Origin of the sequence: Hyphomicrobium sp. MC1, assembly GCF_000253295.1 — a bacterium.
Classification (GTDB): Bacteria; Pseudomonadota; Alphaproteobacteria; order Rhizobiales; family Hyphomicrobiaceae; genus Hyphomicrobium_B.
The window spans coordinates 1,676,965-1,691,848 of sequence record NC_015717.1 but is presented as its reverse complement, the minus strand read 5'-3'; the positions used below and the strand labels follow the sequence as shown (position 1 = coordinate 1,691,848).

The 14,884-nt window shown below is 56.5% G+C and carries 15 protein-coding genes; 6 read left to right on the top strand and 9 right to left on the bottom strand.

Annotated elements, in window-relative coordinates; genetic code table 11:
* Positions 1 to 9: 9 nt before the first annotated feature.
* Both HYPMC_RS08215 and HYPMC_RS08210 read right to left on the bottom strand, forming a co-directional pair.
* Complete coding sequence (locus HYPMC_RS08215) at positions 10 to 1,281, bottom strand: efflux RND transporter periplasmic adaptor subunit (protein WP_013947413.1); 1,272 nt, start codon at positions 1,279 to 1,281, stop codon at positions 10 to 12.
* Between the two features lie 375 nt (positions 1,282 to 1,656).
* Entirely contained in the window at positions 1,657 to 3,075 is a 1,419-nt protein-coding gene (locus HYPMC_RS08210) for a TolC family outer membrane protein (protein WP_013947412.1), read from the bottom strand.
* A gap of 252 nt (positions 3,076 to 3,327) precedes the next feature.
* Here HYPMC_RS08210 and HYPMC_RS08205 point away from each other — a divergent pair, with 252 nt between their 5' ends.
* Together HYPMC_RS08205 and HYPMC_RS08200 are read left to right on the top strand one after the other, a co-directional pair.
* Positions 3,328 to 4,053, top strand: a complete 726-nt coding sequence (locus tag HYPMC_RS08205) for a response regulator (RefSeq protein ID WP_041300804.1) — start codon at positions 3,328 to 3,330, stop codon at positions 4,051 to 4,053.
* The gene (locus tag HYPMC_RS08200) at positions 4,050 to 5,291 is read left to right on the top strand and encodes an ATP-binding protein (protein WP_013947410.1); all 1,242 of its coding nucleotides are present in this window, start codon (positions 4,050 to 4,052) and stop codon (positions 5,289 to 5,291) included. The genes HYPMC_RS08205 and HYPMC_RS08200 overlap by 4 nt, the downstream gene beginning before the upstream one ends.
* Before the next feature lie 305 nt (positions 5,292 to 5,596).
* Here the strand turns inward: HYPMC_RS08200 and HYPMC_RS25015 are convergent, their stop codons facing one another.
* From HYPMC_RS25015 to HYPMC_RS24665, 3 genes are read right to left on the bottom strand one after another with little or no spacing between them, the layout of a single operon-like run.
* Positions 5,597 to 5,788 (bottom strand): hypothetical protein, encoded by a 192-nt coding sequence (locus HYPMC_RS25015; RefSeq protein WP_371199581.1) that lies wholly within the window; start codon positions 5,786 to 5,788, stop codon positions 5,597 to 5,599.
* Entirely contained in the window at positions 5,764 to 5,853 is a 90-nt protein-coding gene (locus HYPMC_RS25010) for a hypothetical protein (protein ID WP_371199580.1), read from the bottom strand. The genes HYPMC_RS25015 and HYPMC_RS25010 overlap by 25 nt, the downstream gene beginning before the upstream one ends.
* Positions 5,850 to 6,152 (bottom strand): hypothetical protein, encoded by a 303-nt coding sequence (locus HYPMC_RS24665; protein ID WP_013947409.1) that lies wholly within the window; start codon positions 6,150 to 6,152, stop codon positions 5,850 to 5,852. The genes HYPMC_RS25010 and HYPMC_RS24665 overlap by 4 nt, the downstream gene beginning before the upstream one ends.
* A gap of 17 nt (positions 6,153 to 6,169) precedes the next feature.
* On the opposite strand from HYPMC_RS24665, the gene HYPMC_RS25005 reads away from it, so the two are divergent.
* Together HYPMC_RS25005 and HYPMC_RS24660 are read left to right on the top strand one after the other, a co-directional pair.
* On the top strand, positions 6,170 to 6,418 hold the full coding sequence (locus HYPMC_RS25005; protein ID WP_371199579.1) for an alkyl sulfatase dimerization domain-containing protein: 249 nt from the start codon (positions 6,170 to 6,172) through the stop codon (positions 6,416 to 6,418).
* Positions 6,346 to 6,696, top strand: coding sequence for an alkyl sulfatase dimerization domain-containing protein (locus HYPMC_RS24660; RefSeq protein WP_013947408.1), 351 nt, complete (start codon positions 6,346 to 6,348; stop codon positions 6,694 to 6,696). The genes HYPMC_RS25005 and HYPMC_RS24660 overlap by 73 nt, the downstream gene beginning before the upstream one ends.
* Before the next feature lie 124 nt (positions 6,697 to 6,820).
* Here HYPMC_RS24660 and HYPMC_RS08180 read toward each other — a convergent pair whose 3' ends face one another.
* Positions 6,821 to 7,786: a cupin domain-containing protein gene (locus tag HYPMC_RS08180; RefSeq protein WP_013947407.1), complete on the bottom strand. Its 966-nt coding sequence runs from the start codon at positions 7,784 to 7,786 to the stop codon at positions 6,821 to 6,823.
* A gap of 158 nt (positions 7,787 to 7,944) precedes the next feature.
* Here HYPMC_RS08180 and HYPMC_RS08175 point away from each other — a divergent pair, with 158 nt between their 5' ends.
* A complete protein-coding gene (locus HYPMC_RS08175) occupies positions 7,945 to 8,430 on the top strand; it encodes a YkgB family protein (protein WP_013947406.1) in 486 nt (161 codons plus the stop codon).
* Positions 8,431 to 8,654: 224 nt separating this feature from the next.
* Here the strand turns inward: HYPMC_RS08175 and HYPMC_RS08170 are convergent, their stop codons facing one another.
* Positions 8,655 to 10,298: a PepSY domain-containing protein gene (locus HYPMC_RS08170; protein WP_013947405.1), complete on the bottom strand. Its 1,644-nt coding sequence runs from the start codon at positions 10,296 to 10,298 to the stop codon at positions 8,655 to 8,657.
* A 146-nt stretch (positions 10,299 to 10,444) separates the two neighbouring features.
* Between HYPMC_RS08170 and HYPMC_RS08165 the strand changes: the two genes are divergently transcribed.
* The gene (locus HYPMC_RS08165; protein WP_013947404.1) at positions 10,445 to 12,721 is read left to right on the top strand and encodes a TonB-dependent siderophore receptor; all 2,277 of its coding nucleotides are present in this window, start codon (positions 10,445 to 10,447) and stop codon (positions 12,719 to 12,721) included.
* Between the two features lie 30 nt (positions 12,722 to 12,751).
* Here the strand turns inward: HYPMC_RS08165 and HYPMC_RS08160 are convergent, their stop codons facing one another.
* Entirely contained in the window at positions 12,752 to 13,675 is a 924-nt protein-coding gene (locus HYPMC_RS08160) for a hypothetical protein (RefSeq protein WP_157135414.1), read from the bottom strand.
* 70 nt (positions 13,676 to 13,745) lie between these two features.
* Positions 13,746 to 14,846: a polysaccharide pyruvyl transferase family protein gene (locus tag HYPMC_RS08155; RefSeq protein WP_157135413.1), complete on the bottom strand. Its 1,101-nt coding sequence runs from the start codon at positions 14,844 to 14,846 to the stop codon at positions 13,746 to 13,748.
* Between the last annotated feature and the right edge of the window lie 38 nt (positions 14,847 to 14,884).

Genomic DNA, 14,884 nt, shown 5'->3' with positions numbered 1-14,884 from the left:
CGGCCCCGACTAATCCCGCTGCGTCGTGCTATGAGCGGCCTGCCCAAGCGCAAAATTGATGCGGGCGCCGGTTTCCAAGGAGCCTTGCTGGCGTTCGCGCACTTCGCCCGTGGTGTCGTCAATCGTGACTTCGACAGGTGTTACGTCTTGGCCTGCTCGCACGAGCTGAATTCCTTCGACGATGACTTTGTCGCCGTCCTTCAGGCCCGACTCGACACGCCAGTTGTTCCCAACGTTCCGGCCGATCGAAAGCACACGCGGTTCGACCTTGCCGTCCTGCCCGACGAACATCGCAATGGGCTCCCCCTTGACATCGCGGGTTACCGCCCGCTGCGGCACAAGAAAGCTATTCTCGGCGATCCCCTCTTCAACAATGGCCCGCACATACATTCCCGGCAGTAAGAGGCGTTCTGGATTTGGAAAGACGGCGCGTGCGGTGAACGTGCCTGTTGTCTCATTGACGTAGGATTCTGAAAACTCGAGCGTGCCGGGATATGAATAGAACGTGCCATTGTCGAGTTTCAGTTTGACCTGGACATCCTTGCCGGAAACTCGGATTCGTCCGGCCTTAATAGCTTGGCGAAGATTGATGAGATTCGTGGCAGACTGAGTCACATCGACGTTGATCGGATCGATCGTACGGATCGTCGTGAGCAGTGTGGTCTGGCTCGCCGTAACCAAAGCTCCCGGCGTCAACGACGATTTGTCGATCCGCCCAGATATCGGAGCAGTAATCTTCGTGTAGTTGAGATTGATTTTTGCCGTTTCAACGCTCGCCTTCGCAGCAGCGACGTCGGCTTTTGCCTCAGCAAGAGTCGCCACGGCATCATCCAGATCCTGTTGGCTCACAGCATTTTGCTTCACCAGACCCCGATAGCGATCGACCTTGGATTGGGCACTCGGGACGGTCGCTTCGGCCTTCTGAAGAGCAGCGAGCGCACTATCGTAGGAGGCTTGATAGCTCGCCGGCTCAATTTGATAGAGAACGTCTCCGGCTTTGACCTCACTTCCTTCCCGAAAAAGTCTTTTTTCGATCAGGCCGCCGACTTGCGGACGTACTTCGGCCGTCAGCGACGCGGTGGTGCGTCCGGGTAGTTCTGCAGTAATTGCTACCGATTGGGGATGAAGCGTAACGACACTCACCTCGCTACGCGGCAAAACAGCATTATCGGCCGTGGTCTCCTTGTTCGAATTGCAAGCCGAGAGGCTCAGCAAAAGGCTCGCGCCGAGCACGATGCACAACTGGCGCTGTCTGCTCGCCTCATCCGATGTCACCCCCACGATTACCCACCCTTCCGACGGATGTCTTGGAACGAAAATTGTTTTGGAACTCCCGCACGCAAAAGCGACAGACAGGATCACAATCTGCGCGTTGCGTTTCCCAACGCGAGAGATGTAGCCCGATCGTATTTCGCTATGCCGACGTTATGCGTCTGAAGATTTCTACGGGCAGGTTTTTTGTGTCTCAACATTGCTGGCGCTCGCAGATACGGCGACCTGCTACAATTTGCGCTGTCGAGGACTTGTGACTAGCGCGATGCGAAGAAAGAGAAATGTGAGCGACCAACAGCTCAACTATCCGCACAGATATCACGTGGCCTGGAGTAGGCCAAAGTTCCTTTACCGCACTTTTCTCGGATCTATAATTCGCGGTCGTCATTTCGTCGGAAGACTGCGCGAGTCATCGTGCGTGATATCGGTGCCCCACGCTTTCGTTCGCACCTCCTGATAGTGAACTTCGGGATTGTATACGACGGTCGCAACACCAAGCCTGGAGACGCTAAGGCGGCCGATGTCGGAGATGAGCGTGTATGACGCGATGAGGATATCTCGCTTCGTCGTTTCCAAAGACACTTGCGACTGCAGCAATTCCTGTTGCGCATTGAGAACGTCGAGAACCGTCCTCTGCCCCACACGCTCCTCCTCGCGAACTCCGTTTAATGCTGTGGTATTCGCGGATATAGATGCCTTATCGGATTTGGCCTGCGCACGATAGCTTTGCAGGTTCGACCATGCTTGCACCACCTCAGACTTCACGGATGCGCGGGCAATTTCAACTTTCTGCAGCGCGGCGACGTGATTATGCTTCGCCTGGCGAATATCGGCAAAAACTTTGCCGCCGTTGGCATAAAGGGGGACAGCTACGCTGCCGACGACTGAAGCAGACTTTTCCTCGTCATAGATTTCTTCGGGATCCGTGCTGTCCGTGGCGTCGAAATTGTCGGAGTAGCTTGCCTCGACCTGCGCCTGGGGCAAGAGTTTCCCGCGCGTTTGATCGACAGTGAAACGAGCCGCTTGCTCAGCGTAAAGGGCCTGGACGACGTCAGGATTTTCCTTATTGCCTATCGCTACAGCATCTCGCACAGACCGAGGAATAAGCCTGTTATTTGGATCGGCTTCCACAAGGTGCGAGGGAAAATGCCCGATCACTTGCTGGAACACAGCTCTGCTTGACTTCAGATTCGCACGCGCAAGATCGAGATCGGCTTGTCCAAGCGCTCGGCGCGCTTCGGATTGCGCTACGTCGGTCTTTGTAACCTCGCCGACCGCAGCTCGGTCTCGCTGGGCTCTGAGTTCAGCATCAAGAAATTTGAGATTATTTTCATTGAGCGTCACAAGATTCTGGTCGCGGGTGACATCGCCATAGGCTGTGACCGCATCGAGGAGAACTTGCCGTTCTGTGCTGCGCAACGTTTCGCGCCCGGCGCGGTCATTCGCCTCAGCAACGTTGACGGCGTTTCTCGTCTGAAATCCCGTGAATACCGGCTGAGTTACATCAACCGAATACCCCCGCGGCGAAGTAGTAGATCGGCCCGTTGCCGTCGGTGTGACGACTTTCGAACCGAGCCTACCCACATTGGCAGAGAACGATACGTCTGGACGATACCCCGCATTGGCTATCGCTATATCTTCGTCCTTTGCTCTCTGCTGGGCGCGGACGACTTCCAGGCCCGGATTATACTGATAAGCCGCCTTCAAAGCCTCAAGAAGTGTTTCCGCCCTAACTTCTGTCGAAACAGAAAATGTTGCTACCAGTGCCGCGAAAGCCAAATATTGGCGCCGAACAAGAGTCATTCTCGCACCGCGCGATAAGAGGCTTGCAACAGCCCGCGCGGCCCCCTGTGATTGTCGTGATCAACGTAGCAGAAGGGGCGTGTCGAGGTGTTTCGAAGTGTTGCTCAATGTTTCTATGCACAAATGCCAGATCGTTCATTTCGTCGCGATCTGCTTTAGCCTCTTACGCAAAGAGGGATCTGCTACAATTTGCGCTTCGCAATTGCCGCGCGTATCGCTAATCCGGGGTTCGAAGAAGAGACCGCATTGGTGATGCCGCAAACGACCCGCATTCTCGTCGTCGACGACGATCCGCAAATCCGCATCCTTTTGGCGCGATATCTGAAAGACCAAGGGTTCGAAGTCCCGCTGGCGTCCAATCGACGTGAACTCGAGCAGAAACTGTCACTCGAACACGTTGATCTTGTCGTTCTCGATTTGATGCTGCCCGACGGCTCCGGATTGGACATCTGTCGGGATCTCAGAGCAACTGGATCCACCATACCCATCATCCTGCTGACGGCGCTTAAGGAAGACGTCGATCGCATTATTGGGCTTGAGATCGGCGCCGATGATTATCTCGGCAAGCCATTCAATCCCCGCGAGCTTGTCGCACGGATTCGGGCGGTGCTGCGCCGACGATCGGAGCCGATCGCGCAGAGCCGTGCGAATAGAACCTATCACTTCGATGGCTTTTCGGTCGATCCCCACCTCAGAAACGTCTTGGCGCCCGACGGCGCCAAAATCGTGCTGACGGGCGCGGAGTTTGATCTCTTGCAAACGTTCCTCGATCGTCCGGGGCGCCTTTTGTCTCGCGACCAACTTCTTGACCTGACGCGCGGTAACGACGGTGAAATTCTTGATCGCTCAATTGACGTGCTTGTAAGCCGCCTGCGCCGCAAGCTCGGTGATGCGGGCGCGCCGAATCTGTTCAAGACGGTCCGAAACGGTGGGTACCAGTTCGCCGCTAAAGTTGAGGTGAGCGATACCGGGCCATGAACAGGTTGCGAACGAAAATTGCGCTTCTCCTCGTCGTTGCGATCGTGCTCGTCGTCGGTGCTCTTACAGGCGTTTTGCTTTTCCTGCTGCGACCGCCGGGGACTCACCAAACGATGGGCCCCATCGCCGAGCAGGTACTGATGCTTGAAAAAATGGCGAAGAAAGTTCCGAATGACGTTGTGTGGGCCGCCGAGCAAGCGAAGGGACAAATATCGCCAGAAATGACCGACTGGCTGCGCGAGGAGCTTCGAAAGCGCGGTTCGGACCTCGCTGCTTCGGTGTCCAGGCTCAATTCGGATTCCCCCGATGTCGTCTCGATTCCGTTAGCAACCGGGCGGTGGCTCTTGATGCCCATTTCCGACCTTCCACCACGAAGCGGAATATGGGGTGTTATCCTCACTTGGCTTGCACTCATTACATTTGGAGCAACGGCCATTGCGGTTTTCGTAGCAAATCGGATGGTTCGGCCTCTAGTGCTCCTGGAGCAAGTGGTAGAGGCGGTCGGATCGGACGACGTTTTTCCGGAGTTACCCGTCGAGGGACCGGCCGAGGTAAAAGCTGCATCTAAGGCCCTGAACTCACTTTCACTGCGCCTCAAAGCAGCAATTGAAAGCCGCATGCGTGTCGTCGCTGCCGCCGGTCACGATCTCCGCACACCGATCACTCGTATGCGGTTGAGGGCGGAGTTTGTTGCCGACGACGAAGATCGCGCAATGTGGCTCAAGGATATCGAGGAACTCGAGGGCATTGCGGACAGCGCGATTGAACTCGTCCGAGAAGAAACGGGTAGGAAAATGCCCGAGGACGTCCGTCTCGACACCCTCATCGAGGAAATTGTCGGCGAACTCCAAGACCAGGGACACGATATAACACTTCAATCGAGCGAACCGGCTTTGGTCTCCGCCAACCGCTTGGCGCTGAGGCGCGCGCTTCGCAATCTAAGCATCAACGCCGCAACGCATGGTCTCAGCGCTCGCGTTAAAATGCAGATGGCATTGGGGACTGCGCATATTGTCATAGAGGACGAAGGCCCGGGCATTCCTGCCCATCTCATGGACAACATCTTCGAGCCGTTCTTCCGGGTGGATCCGGCGCGTCGCAAGAATATTCCCGGCTCAGGCCTCGGATTGACGATTGCACGCGAAATTATCTCGCGATCTCACGGACGGATTAAGATCAAAAATGGTACATCGACCGGGCTTATACAGTGCATCGAACTGCCAATCGTCGAGAAATAGCTTGGTCGAAATGTCACGCGAGAGCATCCGAACGCACCGGGAGTTTTAGCCGATAATGCGAATAATCCATCGCGTTGATTCCGGATGTCTACTTCCGAAGAGAAGCAGATCGTATAAGGCTCGATTCAAATTTTTTGTTTGCAGCGATGCGATGACGTTCTCTACCATTCAGAGCGCCTTCATATTTGGGATGTAGGTGTTCATTTCGCGAGGAGCTTCGGTATTCGGCGTGTTCTGGAACACCATTCTGACGCCATCGACCTCGAACTCCTCGATGTCCTTTTCGACGTACCTCGTCGGTGCAATCAGCCCGTCGCACCTGCAGACACCGCCTGTCCGAGACCCTGACCAACATAGCCATGCGGGCTGGCGGGCAGCAGGAGGCCATACTGGTAGAACAGCCGTCGGTTCATGGCGTTACCGGCGTAGACGTTTTCAGAGACTGTGTAATCCATGAAGTCGACGGGAGCGATCAGGGGAACTTTCCCGGATCGCACATCTGCTTCCTCGACAATGCCGCGCACCCGCCCCAGTGGTCGCCGTGTGTGTGAGAATAGATCACGGCCGAGACGGGAAGACTTTCACCAACGTGATCTTGAAAAAGCTTCCACGCCGAGCGCACCACTTCGTGGTCACCAGTGGATCGAAGACGATCCATTCGGTCTTGCCCTGAACGAAAGAGATGTCGGAGAGGTCAAAGCCGCGGACCTGATAGATGCCAGGGATCACCTCGTAGAGACCGTAGTTGTTGTTCAATTTGGACTGACGCAGCAATGACGCGTGAATGCTGTCGAACTCGTCCTGTGTATCGAGAAACTGAAACCGCTCCATGTCCGACGCGACATGACCAGCGTCAGCCATGATCTTGAGCTGAAGTCATGTTCGCCTCACATCATTGGCCTCGCTGGGGCAACGAGCGGATTCAGGAGGTACTGCGCGAGCAGCGGGATCTTTACGCCCACATGAATAGCCAAGTGCTGCATCTCGCCAATCAGGGTGTGACCATCAACGAGATCCACAACGTCTATGAGGTGCCGAAGAGTCTGCAAGATAAGTGGTTCTGTCGCGGCTATCACGGTTCACCACAACACAACACAACAGCCGTAGTGTCATCCAGCGCTATCTAGGGTTCTGGGACTGCAACCCGACCACCCTTATCCCGCTGTCGCCAGGAGAATTCGCTCCCCTCTATGTCGAGATGATCGGCGAGTGCGAGAAAATTTTGGCCGTGCTGCTAAAGCGCGGCGACAAATTTGAGATATGGCTGTCGGGTACGCCATCAGAGGCATTTGCCTTGGTATGCAGTTTCGATCCAGCGAACATGCGCATAGTTCAAAGCGGGAAAAAGGATTTGCTCACTGCTCGGCATCAGAGCTTTTGGGAATTCGCCGACCATATCCGCTAACGAGCGAATTGCGTCAGATGTCGATCTCTCACCGCTCTCGCCGTCATCCTTGACTTCAACCCCAAAACGAATTGCGCGTTTGACGGCAGGGACCAAACTCGCAATCTGTTGGCGAACTCGACGATCATCTCGAACTCTTGCCTTCGCTCGCTGCCTGCCGTCGGTACTGTGCCGGCGTCAAACCGACGTGCTGCTTGAACGCCCTCTGGAACGCGGCTTCGGATTGATAGCCCACATCCTCGCCAATCGCCGAGACCGATATGGACGTTGCTCTCAGCGCGTTCGCGGCCGCCGTCATGCGCACATCGGTGAGAAGCTCGATAGCGGAACGGCCGAGGCTCTGTTGGAACTGACGTATGAACGTGGCTCTCGACATTCCGCATAAGTCGGCGAGTTCCGGCAGCGTCCAGGGATGACCTGGATCGGCGAGCATAGCCGACAAGGCGCCCGCTAGACGCGGATGTCCCGCCAACGTGAGCAACCCGCTAGGAGCAGCCTGGTCCTCGCTCGCCAGTCGCAGTGCGAGGGTGAAGAGCACAGCCGACAAAGCACCAAGCATAGCTTGGCCCCCAAGGTTCTCTTCGGCCGATTCCGATCGCATCAATCCCACGAGGTTGGCGAGCCGGGCTCGCGCCCCGAGCTTCGTCGCTTTCGCTGAGTGTTCCGCCGCGCTGACAACCAGTCGCGGCGGTAGATAATTATGGATTATGCGTGCGTGCTCTGCGGAGAAGAGGAAGCGGCCACAGAGCATGTCGAGCCGCTCACCCTGACCATCATTTTCGTCGATCGTAATCGTCGCGCCTATCTTCTGTCGGATTGGCGAGGCGGCTTGGCCTCCACCATCGTGCAGGACATGTGCTGGCCCACGCGTCAACAAGAGGATATCGCCGGCATTCAGCGTGCGAGACGGCTCGCCATCCGTTCCTTCAAGACGAGCCGATCCAGCAAGGACGACGTGATAGGGGATTTCGCCTGTTTCCGATGGCTCGTACTCGAGCCGCCAGGGCGCCGCGAAGAAACAACGGTGCTCGGCGCGGCCGCTAACCGGCACGATGTGCAGCAAACTGCTTAACCAGTCGATATGCGTCATCACAAACCTCAGATGAGACGATCGAGCATATAATCGCGCCATATGAGCATTATCAATCTCACAGATCCGACTATGATGACTTTCATCGACATCAAGCCAGATGCGATCCCGGAAGCCTTCCCCTCGTAACTGGCTCTATTCCATTGAGGAGAAATCCAATGAACGTCATCGCTCAGCTTCTCGGCCGCACAGGGCTACTGAAACTCGATTACAACCTGCTCCGCGCTGCAATGGTGATCATCTTCGCATGGTTCGGGTACGATAAATGGTTCGAAGCAGAAATCAGAGGGCTGCTGCCCATCATCACCCACGGGCCGTTTATCTTCTGGACCATTCCGGTTTTGGGCATCCACGGCACTTCTGTCTTTCTCGGCGCCTCCGAATGGACCTTTGGGACGTTGCTGTTTCTGGGTTTCTGGAACAAGAAACTTGGCATGCTCGGCGCCCTCGGTTCGACCTTCACCTTTATCGCTACCTTCACGGTCCTGCCGTTCGTGCCTGACGCGTGGGATGCCGGCGCCGGAGGCTTTCCAGCGATGACAATTAATTCGGCCTTTCTTCTGAAGGATCTCGTGCTGCTCGCGGTGTCTGTCTACATTCTGAAGGAAGACGTTCAACGTGTCCTCAACGAACAGCCGCGCTAAACATCTGACGCAGGCTCCCTCGCTCATTAAAGCGCCATAGGGCGGTCCGGAAATTCCGGGCCGCCCTTTAGCGAACCTCATCCAGGCTTGAGCACCTAAATGATCGTCATCATCGACGATGTCTGCTTACCAGTAAGAGCGGGTACCCTTCAGAGACGATCGTCTTAGGCGCGTGGCGAGGAAAAGAAGAGCATTCGTGAAATCCCTTTTAGATCACCAAAGCTCTATTCTTTGGCGCGCATGACGCGCAATCGAACATGGCGCACGTAGTAAGATGCATCGAGCATGCCGGCCTGCCAGAAATTTCGACTGAAAAGCACGGTGCCTACGCTCCGAAACAGCATCCCCGTCCGTATGCCAAGGCGGCCACCGCGATAAAGCATCCGCCGGACACCGACGATGATCACGACGACGAGCAAGAACGAACTTTCCCAAGACAGAAGCGCGATACGTCCCAAAGGCAACGCTCCGCGCGTGACGCTCAGAAGCGCCGCTTTTTCGCCGAGTTCACTTAAACCTAGACGCAGCCCGTTCTCATCTCCCAGGCTACCGATAAAGCGATAGCTTCCAGACGTAAGCACATGGACATATCCGGCCCCTGTCGCACCGACGGCCGCGTTGCCGTACTCAACTCTCTTCATGCGCGCCAGCCGTTTCTTGAACCAGATGACAATGCCGGTAAGCGACAAGACGGCAACGACGAGCCCCATGAGCGACAGCAATATGCGGCCGGGAAGGCCTGCTATGCGGCCGGAGTGCAGAGGAAATTGGAGTTGCATGAAAATGTCGGCAGCTGTCCCGGCCCACGGAATACTGTCGCCAAGCATGGCGCCGGTCTTGCCATCAAAATAGAGGGTTTTCGGCTCCATTCCGCCGCTGCCGTGCTCTTCGCCGGCTTCGAAAAACGAGACGCTGTAGATGCCGGTCTGCTGATTATAGAACGTGCTTCCCAGCGGCTCCTGCCACGCGCGCTTCGCCGCTTCGGCTGCTGCGATATTCAAAACGGACGCGAACGACAGCTGCGGTGAGATGGGCTTGTCGATCGGAGCCGGGGTCCGCGATTCCCCGACGTCCGGCGTCAAGGAAAACACTTTGGAGAGAGCGGGACGCACGACCTCATCGCCAAGGTTCATCGAGATCGAGGTGAACGCGAGGATCAAAAGAAAGAGCCAAGTCCACAGCCCAAAGGCCCGGTGAACATCGAAATTCAGGCGATAGGCACTGGCATTTCTCTTGATGCGCCACGCCGGCGCCCAGCGGCCAAGCCAGCTTTTTTCCCGATGCGGCGATGAGACGGCAATCAGGCTGGTAGCCCCCCGCTTCGACTGCGGGAACGTCAACCAAAGGCCGACGAAACAATCGAACATCCAGACGATGCCGACGATGCCCATCAACCAGATTCCCCAACCGTCGAACCCGAAGAAGTCCGGAACGTGCATCGAGTAGTGAAGCTTATAGAGGAAGGGGAGAATGTCCCGGCGATCCAGCGAGATCCGGCCCCAATAGCGTTCACCCCTCACCTCGCCTGTCGCCGGTTCGAGATAAGCTTGGTTGTAGTTGAGTTCGAAGAGGCGCCCCGTCGCCGGATTGACTCGCGGCTGGATGAATAGTCCCGCCGTTTTTCCTGGCTCGTAGGACAGCGGAAAATAGGTGACGCGCGCCTGCGGATTCGCCGCTTCAAAACGCGCCACAAGTTCGAACGGCGGCAACGGCGGCCCGCCCAGCTTCGCTTCGAAAAGATCTGGATTGAGCCATTCGTCGAGTTCGTGATCCCAAGAGATCACGGCTCCGGTGAGACCGGCCACAAACAGAAAAGCTGCAATGAAGAGACCGGCCCACCTATGGACAATAACGAGTAAGCCGCGCACTTCGCCTCCCTGCCGCATCATTGCAAACGAAGACGATTGTACCCCGACAAATATTGACTTGAAAAGTAAAGAATGTGTCGCTAGCGTGTTCTGATTGGACGTGATTGCGGGGTGGCAATCGCGTTCCAGTTGTGTGGGGGAAGACAATGTTTGCGAAATGGCCAAGCGCCCGCATGCGGGCGCTAAGTGTTGCTGCGTCCTCGATTCTAGCGGCGCCTGCCGTCCGCGCACAAGAAACCGTGCCCGTTCCGATGCCGGAAATCGTGGTTCAGGGCCAAAGCCAAAAGCAGCCTGCTGCGAAGAAATCCGTTTCCAAACCGGCGAAGACTGCGGCGGCAAAGTCGCAGATCACGAAAACGAATGCCCCTAAGACTCCGCCTCCACTGAGCGACGGATCGAGCGTGCCCCTTTCAGCAATCGACGGCTACGTCGCCAAGGAAAGCTTCGCCGCGACGAAAACGAATACGCCTTTGATCGAAGTACCGCAGTCGATCTCGACCGTGACGCGCAAGCAGATTGAGGATCGCGCTCCACAGAATCTTAGCGACGCAATCCAATATGTGCCCGGCATCCGGACCAATCTTTCCGGCTACGATCCGCGTTTCGACACCTTCAATATTCGCGGCTTCGACGCAACGTACACCGGCATCTATCGCGACGGCTTGCGTCAGATGAGCAGCGGCTTCGGACAGTTCCGCACCGAACCCTATGGCCTCGACAGCATCACCATTCTTCGCGGTCCGACAGCATCGTTATACGGCTCGAGCAACGCCGGCGGCATTGTCGATATGTACACGAAGCGCCCGACCGAAACGCCCTTTCGCGAGCTAGAGGTGCAGATCGGCAATTACGATCGCTACCAAGGCAACTTCGATTTCTCCGGCCCGACCACACTTGGCGATAATGTGCTTTATCGCTTTACCGGCCTTGTGCGCGACAGCGATACCGAGCTCATGGGAACGCCTGACGATCGCCTCTATCTGGCACCGGCCGTCACGTTCAAGTTCGATCCGGACACGAAGCTGACGGTGCTCGGCGAATACATGGATGCTACGACCGGCGCCAACACGGCCTGGTACAATGACTATAGCTCCGGCCACGCGCATCGAACGAACATCTGGTCCGGCGACCCGAATTTTCAGCTCTTCGACCAGACGCAAGAGCGCATTGGCTATGAGTTCGAGCATCGCTTCAACGACATTTTCACCTTCCGTCAGAAAGCGCGCTATTCACATCTGTCATCGACGGGAAGATACATCGATATCGTCGACGAGATCGAACCGAATGTCTGGAGCCGCGCGAACGGCATCGTTCTCAGCGACGTGAACAATTTCGTTGCCGACAACCAGTTGGAAGCTCGTTTCTCGACCGGTCCGCTGAAGCACGTCGTGTTGACGGGCGTGGATGTTGCATATGTCTGGTACAAGGAAGGCGAGGGCTACGGCGAACCCATCGAAGATGGCGGCATCGTCCCTCCCCTCATCAATTACAATTATGGCCAGACACGCATCCCGGCGCCCGCGATCCAAACGGTGACGCATCAGGATCAGATATTGACCGGCACATATCTGCAGGACCAGATCAAGCTCGACCGGTGGGTGCTGACCCTGGGCGGCCGCCACGATTGGGTTACGACCGACACCAACACGGACGGCGACGATCTCAAGCAAAGCGATGCAGACTGGACCGGCCGCGCCGGGCTCACCTATCTCTTCGACTCTGGCTTCGCACCCTACATCGCATACGGTACAGGCTTCGTCGCAAACTCCGGGACAGATTTCATTACCGGCAAACCGTTCAACGCCTCAAAGTCGGAATCGAAGGAAGTCGGCTTCAAGTATTTCGTACCGGGCTACAACGCATCCATCTCGTCTGCCGTCTTCGACATTCAGCAAACGGATGGCGTCCAAGACCAATGCGCGGATATCAACGGCGTCACCCAATGCGGCTCCGTCCAAACCGGGGTGCTGCGGTCACGTGGTTTCGAGATCGAGGGCACAACCACACTCGACAACGGGTTGAGCCTCTTGGCCTCTTACTCCTATGTCGACATGCGTATCGAAGACAATGCAAATGGCAACGAAGGCAATGTCCTTTCGAGCATTCCCTTCAACACCGCATCATTCTGGGGCGATTATACGCTCCGGTCAGGACCGGCGGCTGGGCTCGGATTTGGCCTCGGCGTCCGCTATATCGGATCGAGCTTCGGCAATGATGAGAACACATTCAAGAACGCAGGACATACGCTCTTCGATATGGAGTCGCATTACGATCTCGCCCGTCTCGACCCGACCTTGCGCGGCGCTCGTTTGCAGTTGAACATCAATAATATTGCCGACAAGCGTGTCGACGTATGCTCGTCTGATTATTGCTATCTCGACCAGGGCCGCACCGTAATCGGCAGCTTGCGTTATCGATGGTAGCACTGAACGAGAGGCGGCTCAGCGGTTGCTTCACCCGCGGGCGGCGAGATTGCCGTAAATATCCAGATGGCGGGTTGCGATAGCGGGCCACTCGCGTTCTGCCAAGCCGTTGGCAAGTGCTGCGGCGTCAATGACGGGAGGCTCTGGTGCCATGACGTGCGCCACAGCATCGAGCGGCCCAGAACAATGAGTTGTAACCACACGCAGCCAATCGGGCGTCTGTACGGAATGCGTCGTTAGTACGGTCACGCCGTGCTTCAGGCAAGCCAATGCAGACCCCCGCTTGTCGGTGATGCCGTCAGGGAACGGGAGATAGGCATGACTAGCTTGCGCCAGCTCCTGTGATACCTCTCTACTGTCCAAGTTGAGGCGAAGATCGACTGCGTTTTTTTGGGCACTCGCACGGACAAATGCCACAGTTGGCGAAGCCGGATCAACGACAGCTCCAATGAATGCAACAGGAATGTCTGAGCCTTGTGCACGCAGCGCGGCTACGGCTTCGATGACACGCTCGAGGCCCTTATTTTCCCCTATCTGCCCGAAATAGATCAAACGTCGCGGCCGGTTCTCTCGGCGAACGGCATGAACCGGTATGTTATTGCCCACCGGAACGACCGTGCACACACGCTCCGCAAAAGGATACAACGAGAGGAAGGCGCGCCGTTCTTCGGCATTCGAAAAGATGATCTGCTTTGCCCCCACAGCAATTGGCAGGCAATAAAGTTTGCGCGCCGCACTGAATATCCGAAACTCGTGCAGCGTCACCACAGAGTTTCTGCACAAAAAGGTCAAAAGCCCCCACCATGGTGCTCTGCCCATTTGCATACTCGGGTACTGTATATGGATAACATCTTGTCGATATGCGCTGGCGACCCGCAGCGTCTCTTTAAGCGACCATCGATCGACGAGCGCACATTCCGTTGCACCATTCATTTGTGAAAGCGCATCGACCAATCTCGTCGTGTAATCGAGGACACCGCACCGGTTGTCGGGCCTACCCGCCAATACATGGACGACCCGCACGTCAATTCCCCTTTGCGATCAGAGTTGCAAGGGAGCGGACTCCATCTTCGCACGTAGCGATATGATGATCACGTAGGCCTCCATCTAAACCACTTTGTGCGGCCTGCAGAACGCGCACCGAAATATCATCAGGCTGTGCATCTCGGTCGTCGAAGAAGTAATCCACGCGCCGCGTCAATCGATAAAAGCCGCGAACTTTGGGATCCCATCCAAGTCCCACCGAAGGAACTCCGACTGCGTAGGAAATGATCGAGGCGTGAAGGCGCTGCGCCACGATGGCGTCGAAACCAGCGACACGACTGACCAAATCGGCGTCGTCCCTGGGAGCGATGGCGGAACCATCGTACGCTATGCCACGTTCGCTGAGTTTCGACCCCAAGCGATGTGCCGCACGGATGTCACCGACCTCACCGGTCGTGAATAGATAGACGTCCACACCGGCAGCAACCAAATGCTCCGCAGCGGCGACCCAAAAAGCATCGTCAATCCCAGTCGGCGCATCGCGAACAGCCCTCACGACCGCGGGCGACATGATGCCAAGCCCAACGCAAAGACGCTGACGGGGCGAGCGCTTCCCAATCTCGAAAGTCCTTGCCGCAAGCAAGCCTGGGTCAAGCGCGATCCGGATATTTTCCTTTCGCCAGCCGGTAGCGACGAGATGATCGGCCGATTGTTCGTCACGCACGCTTATGCTTGCGATGGGAGCATCCTGCAGAAAGCGGTGCAATTGTTTGCCGGCCGCCTGCTGCCACGTATTGGGATGGGATACGCCCACGGAGTGTATGTGGATACCGACACCCAGTTCGCGCGCAAATTCAGCGACAGCGTTGAGACGCACGGGGAAGTATTCAGTCGTCGCAGTAATTAAATGACCTCCTCCGACGACAATCGCGGACACCGGTCGCTGGTGCACAGCCGTCTTCCACTGAGACAGCAGCCGGCTGCGCGCACGACGCACGTTAAGCTGCGTCTTGAGACGACGCGGAACAAGCGTGCGAACCACATCTTTTGCAGACCATGCCGCTGTAGCCGGTTCGCCCTCGGGTCCGCTCTTTCCGTCGATATCCCAACCATCAACACCGCAATCCAGTTCGGATCGCAAGGCTGCATGAAGACATCGACCAAGCAGCCGATCACCAA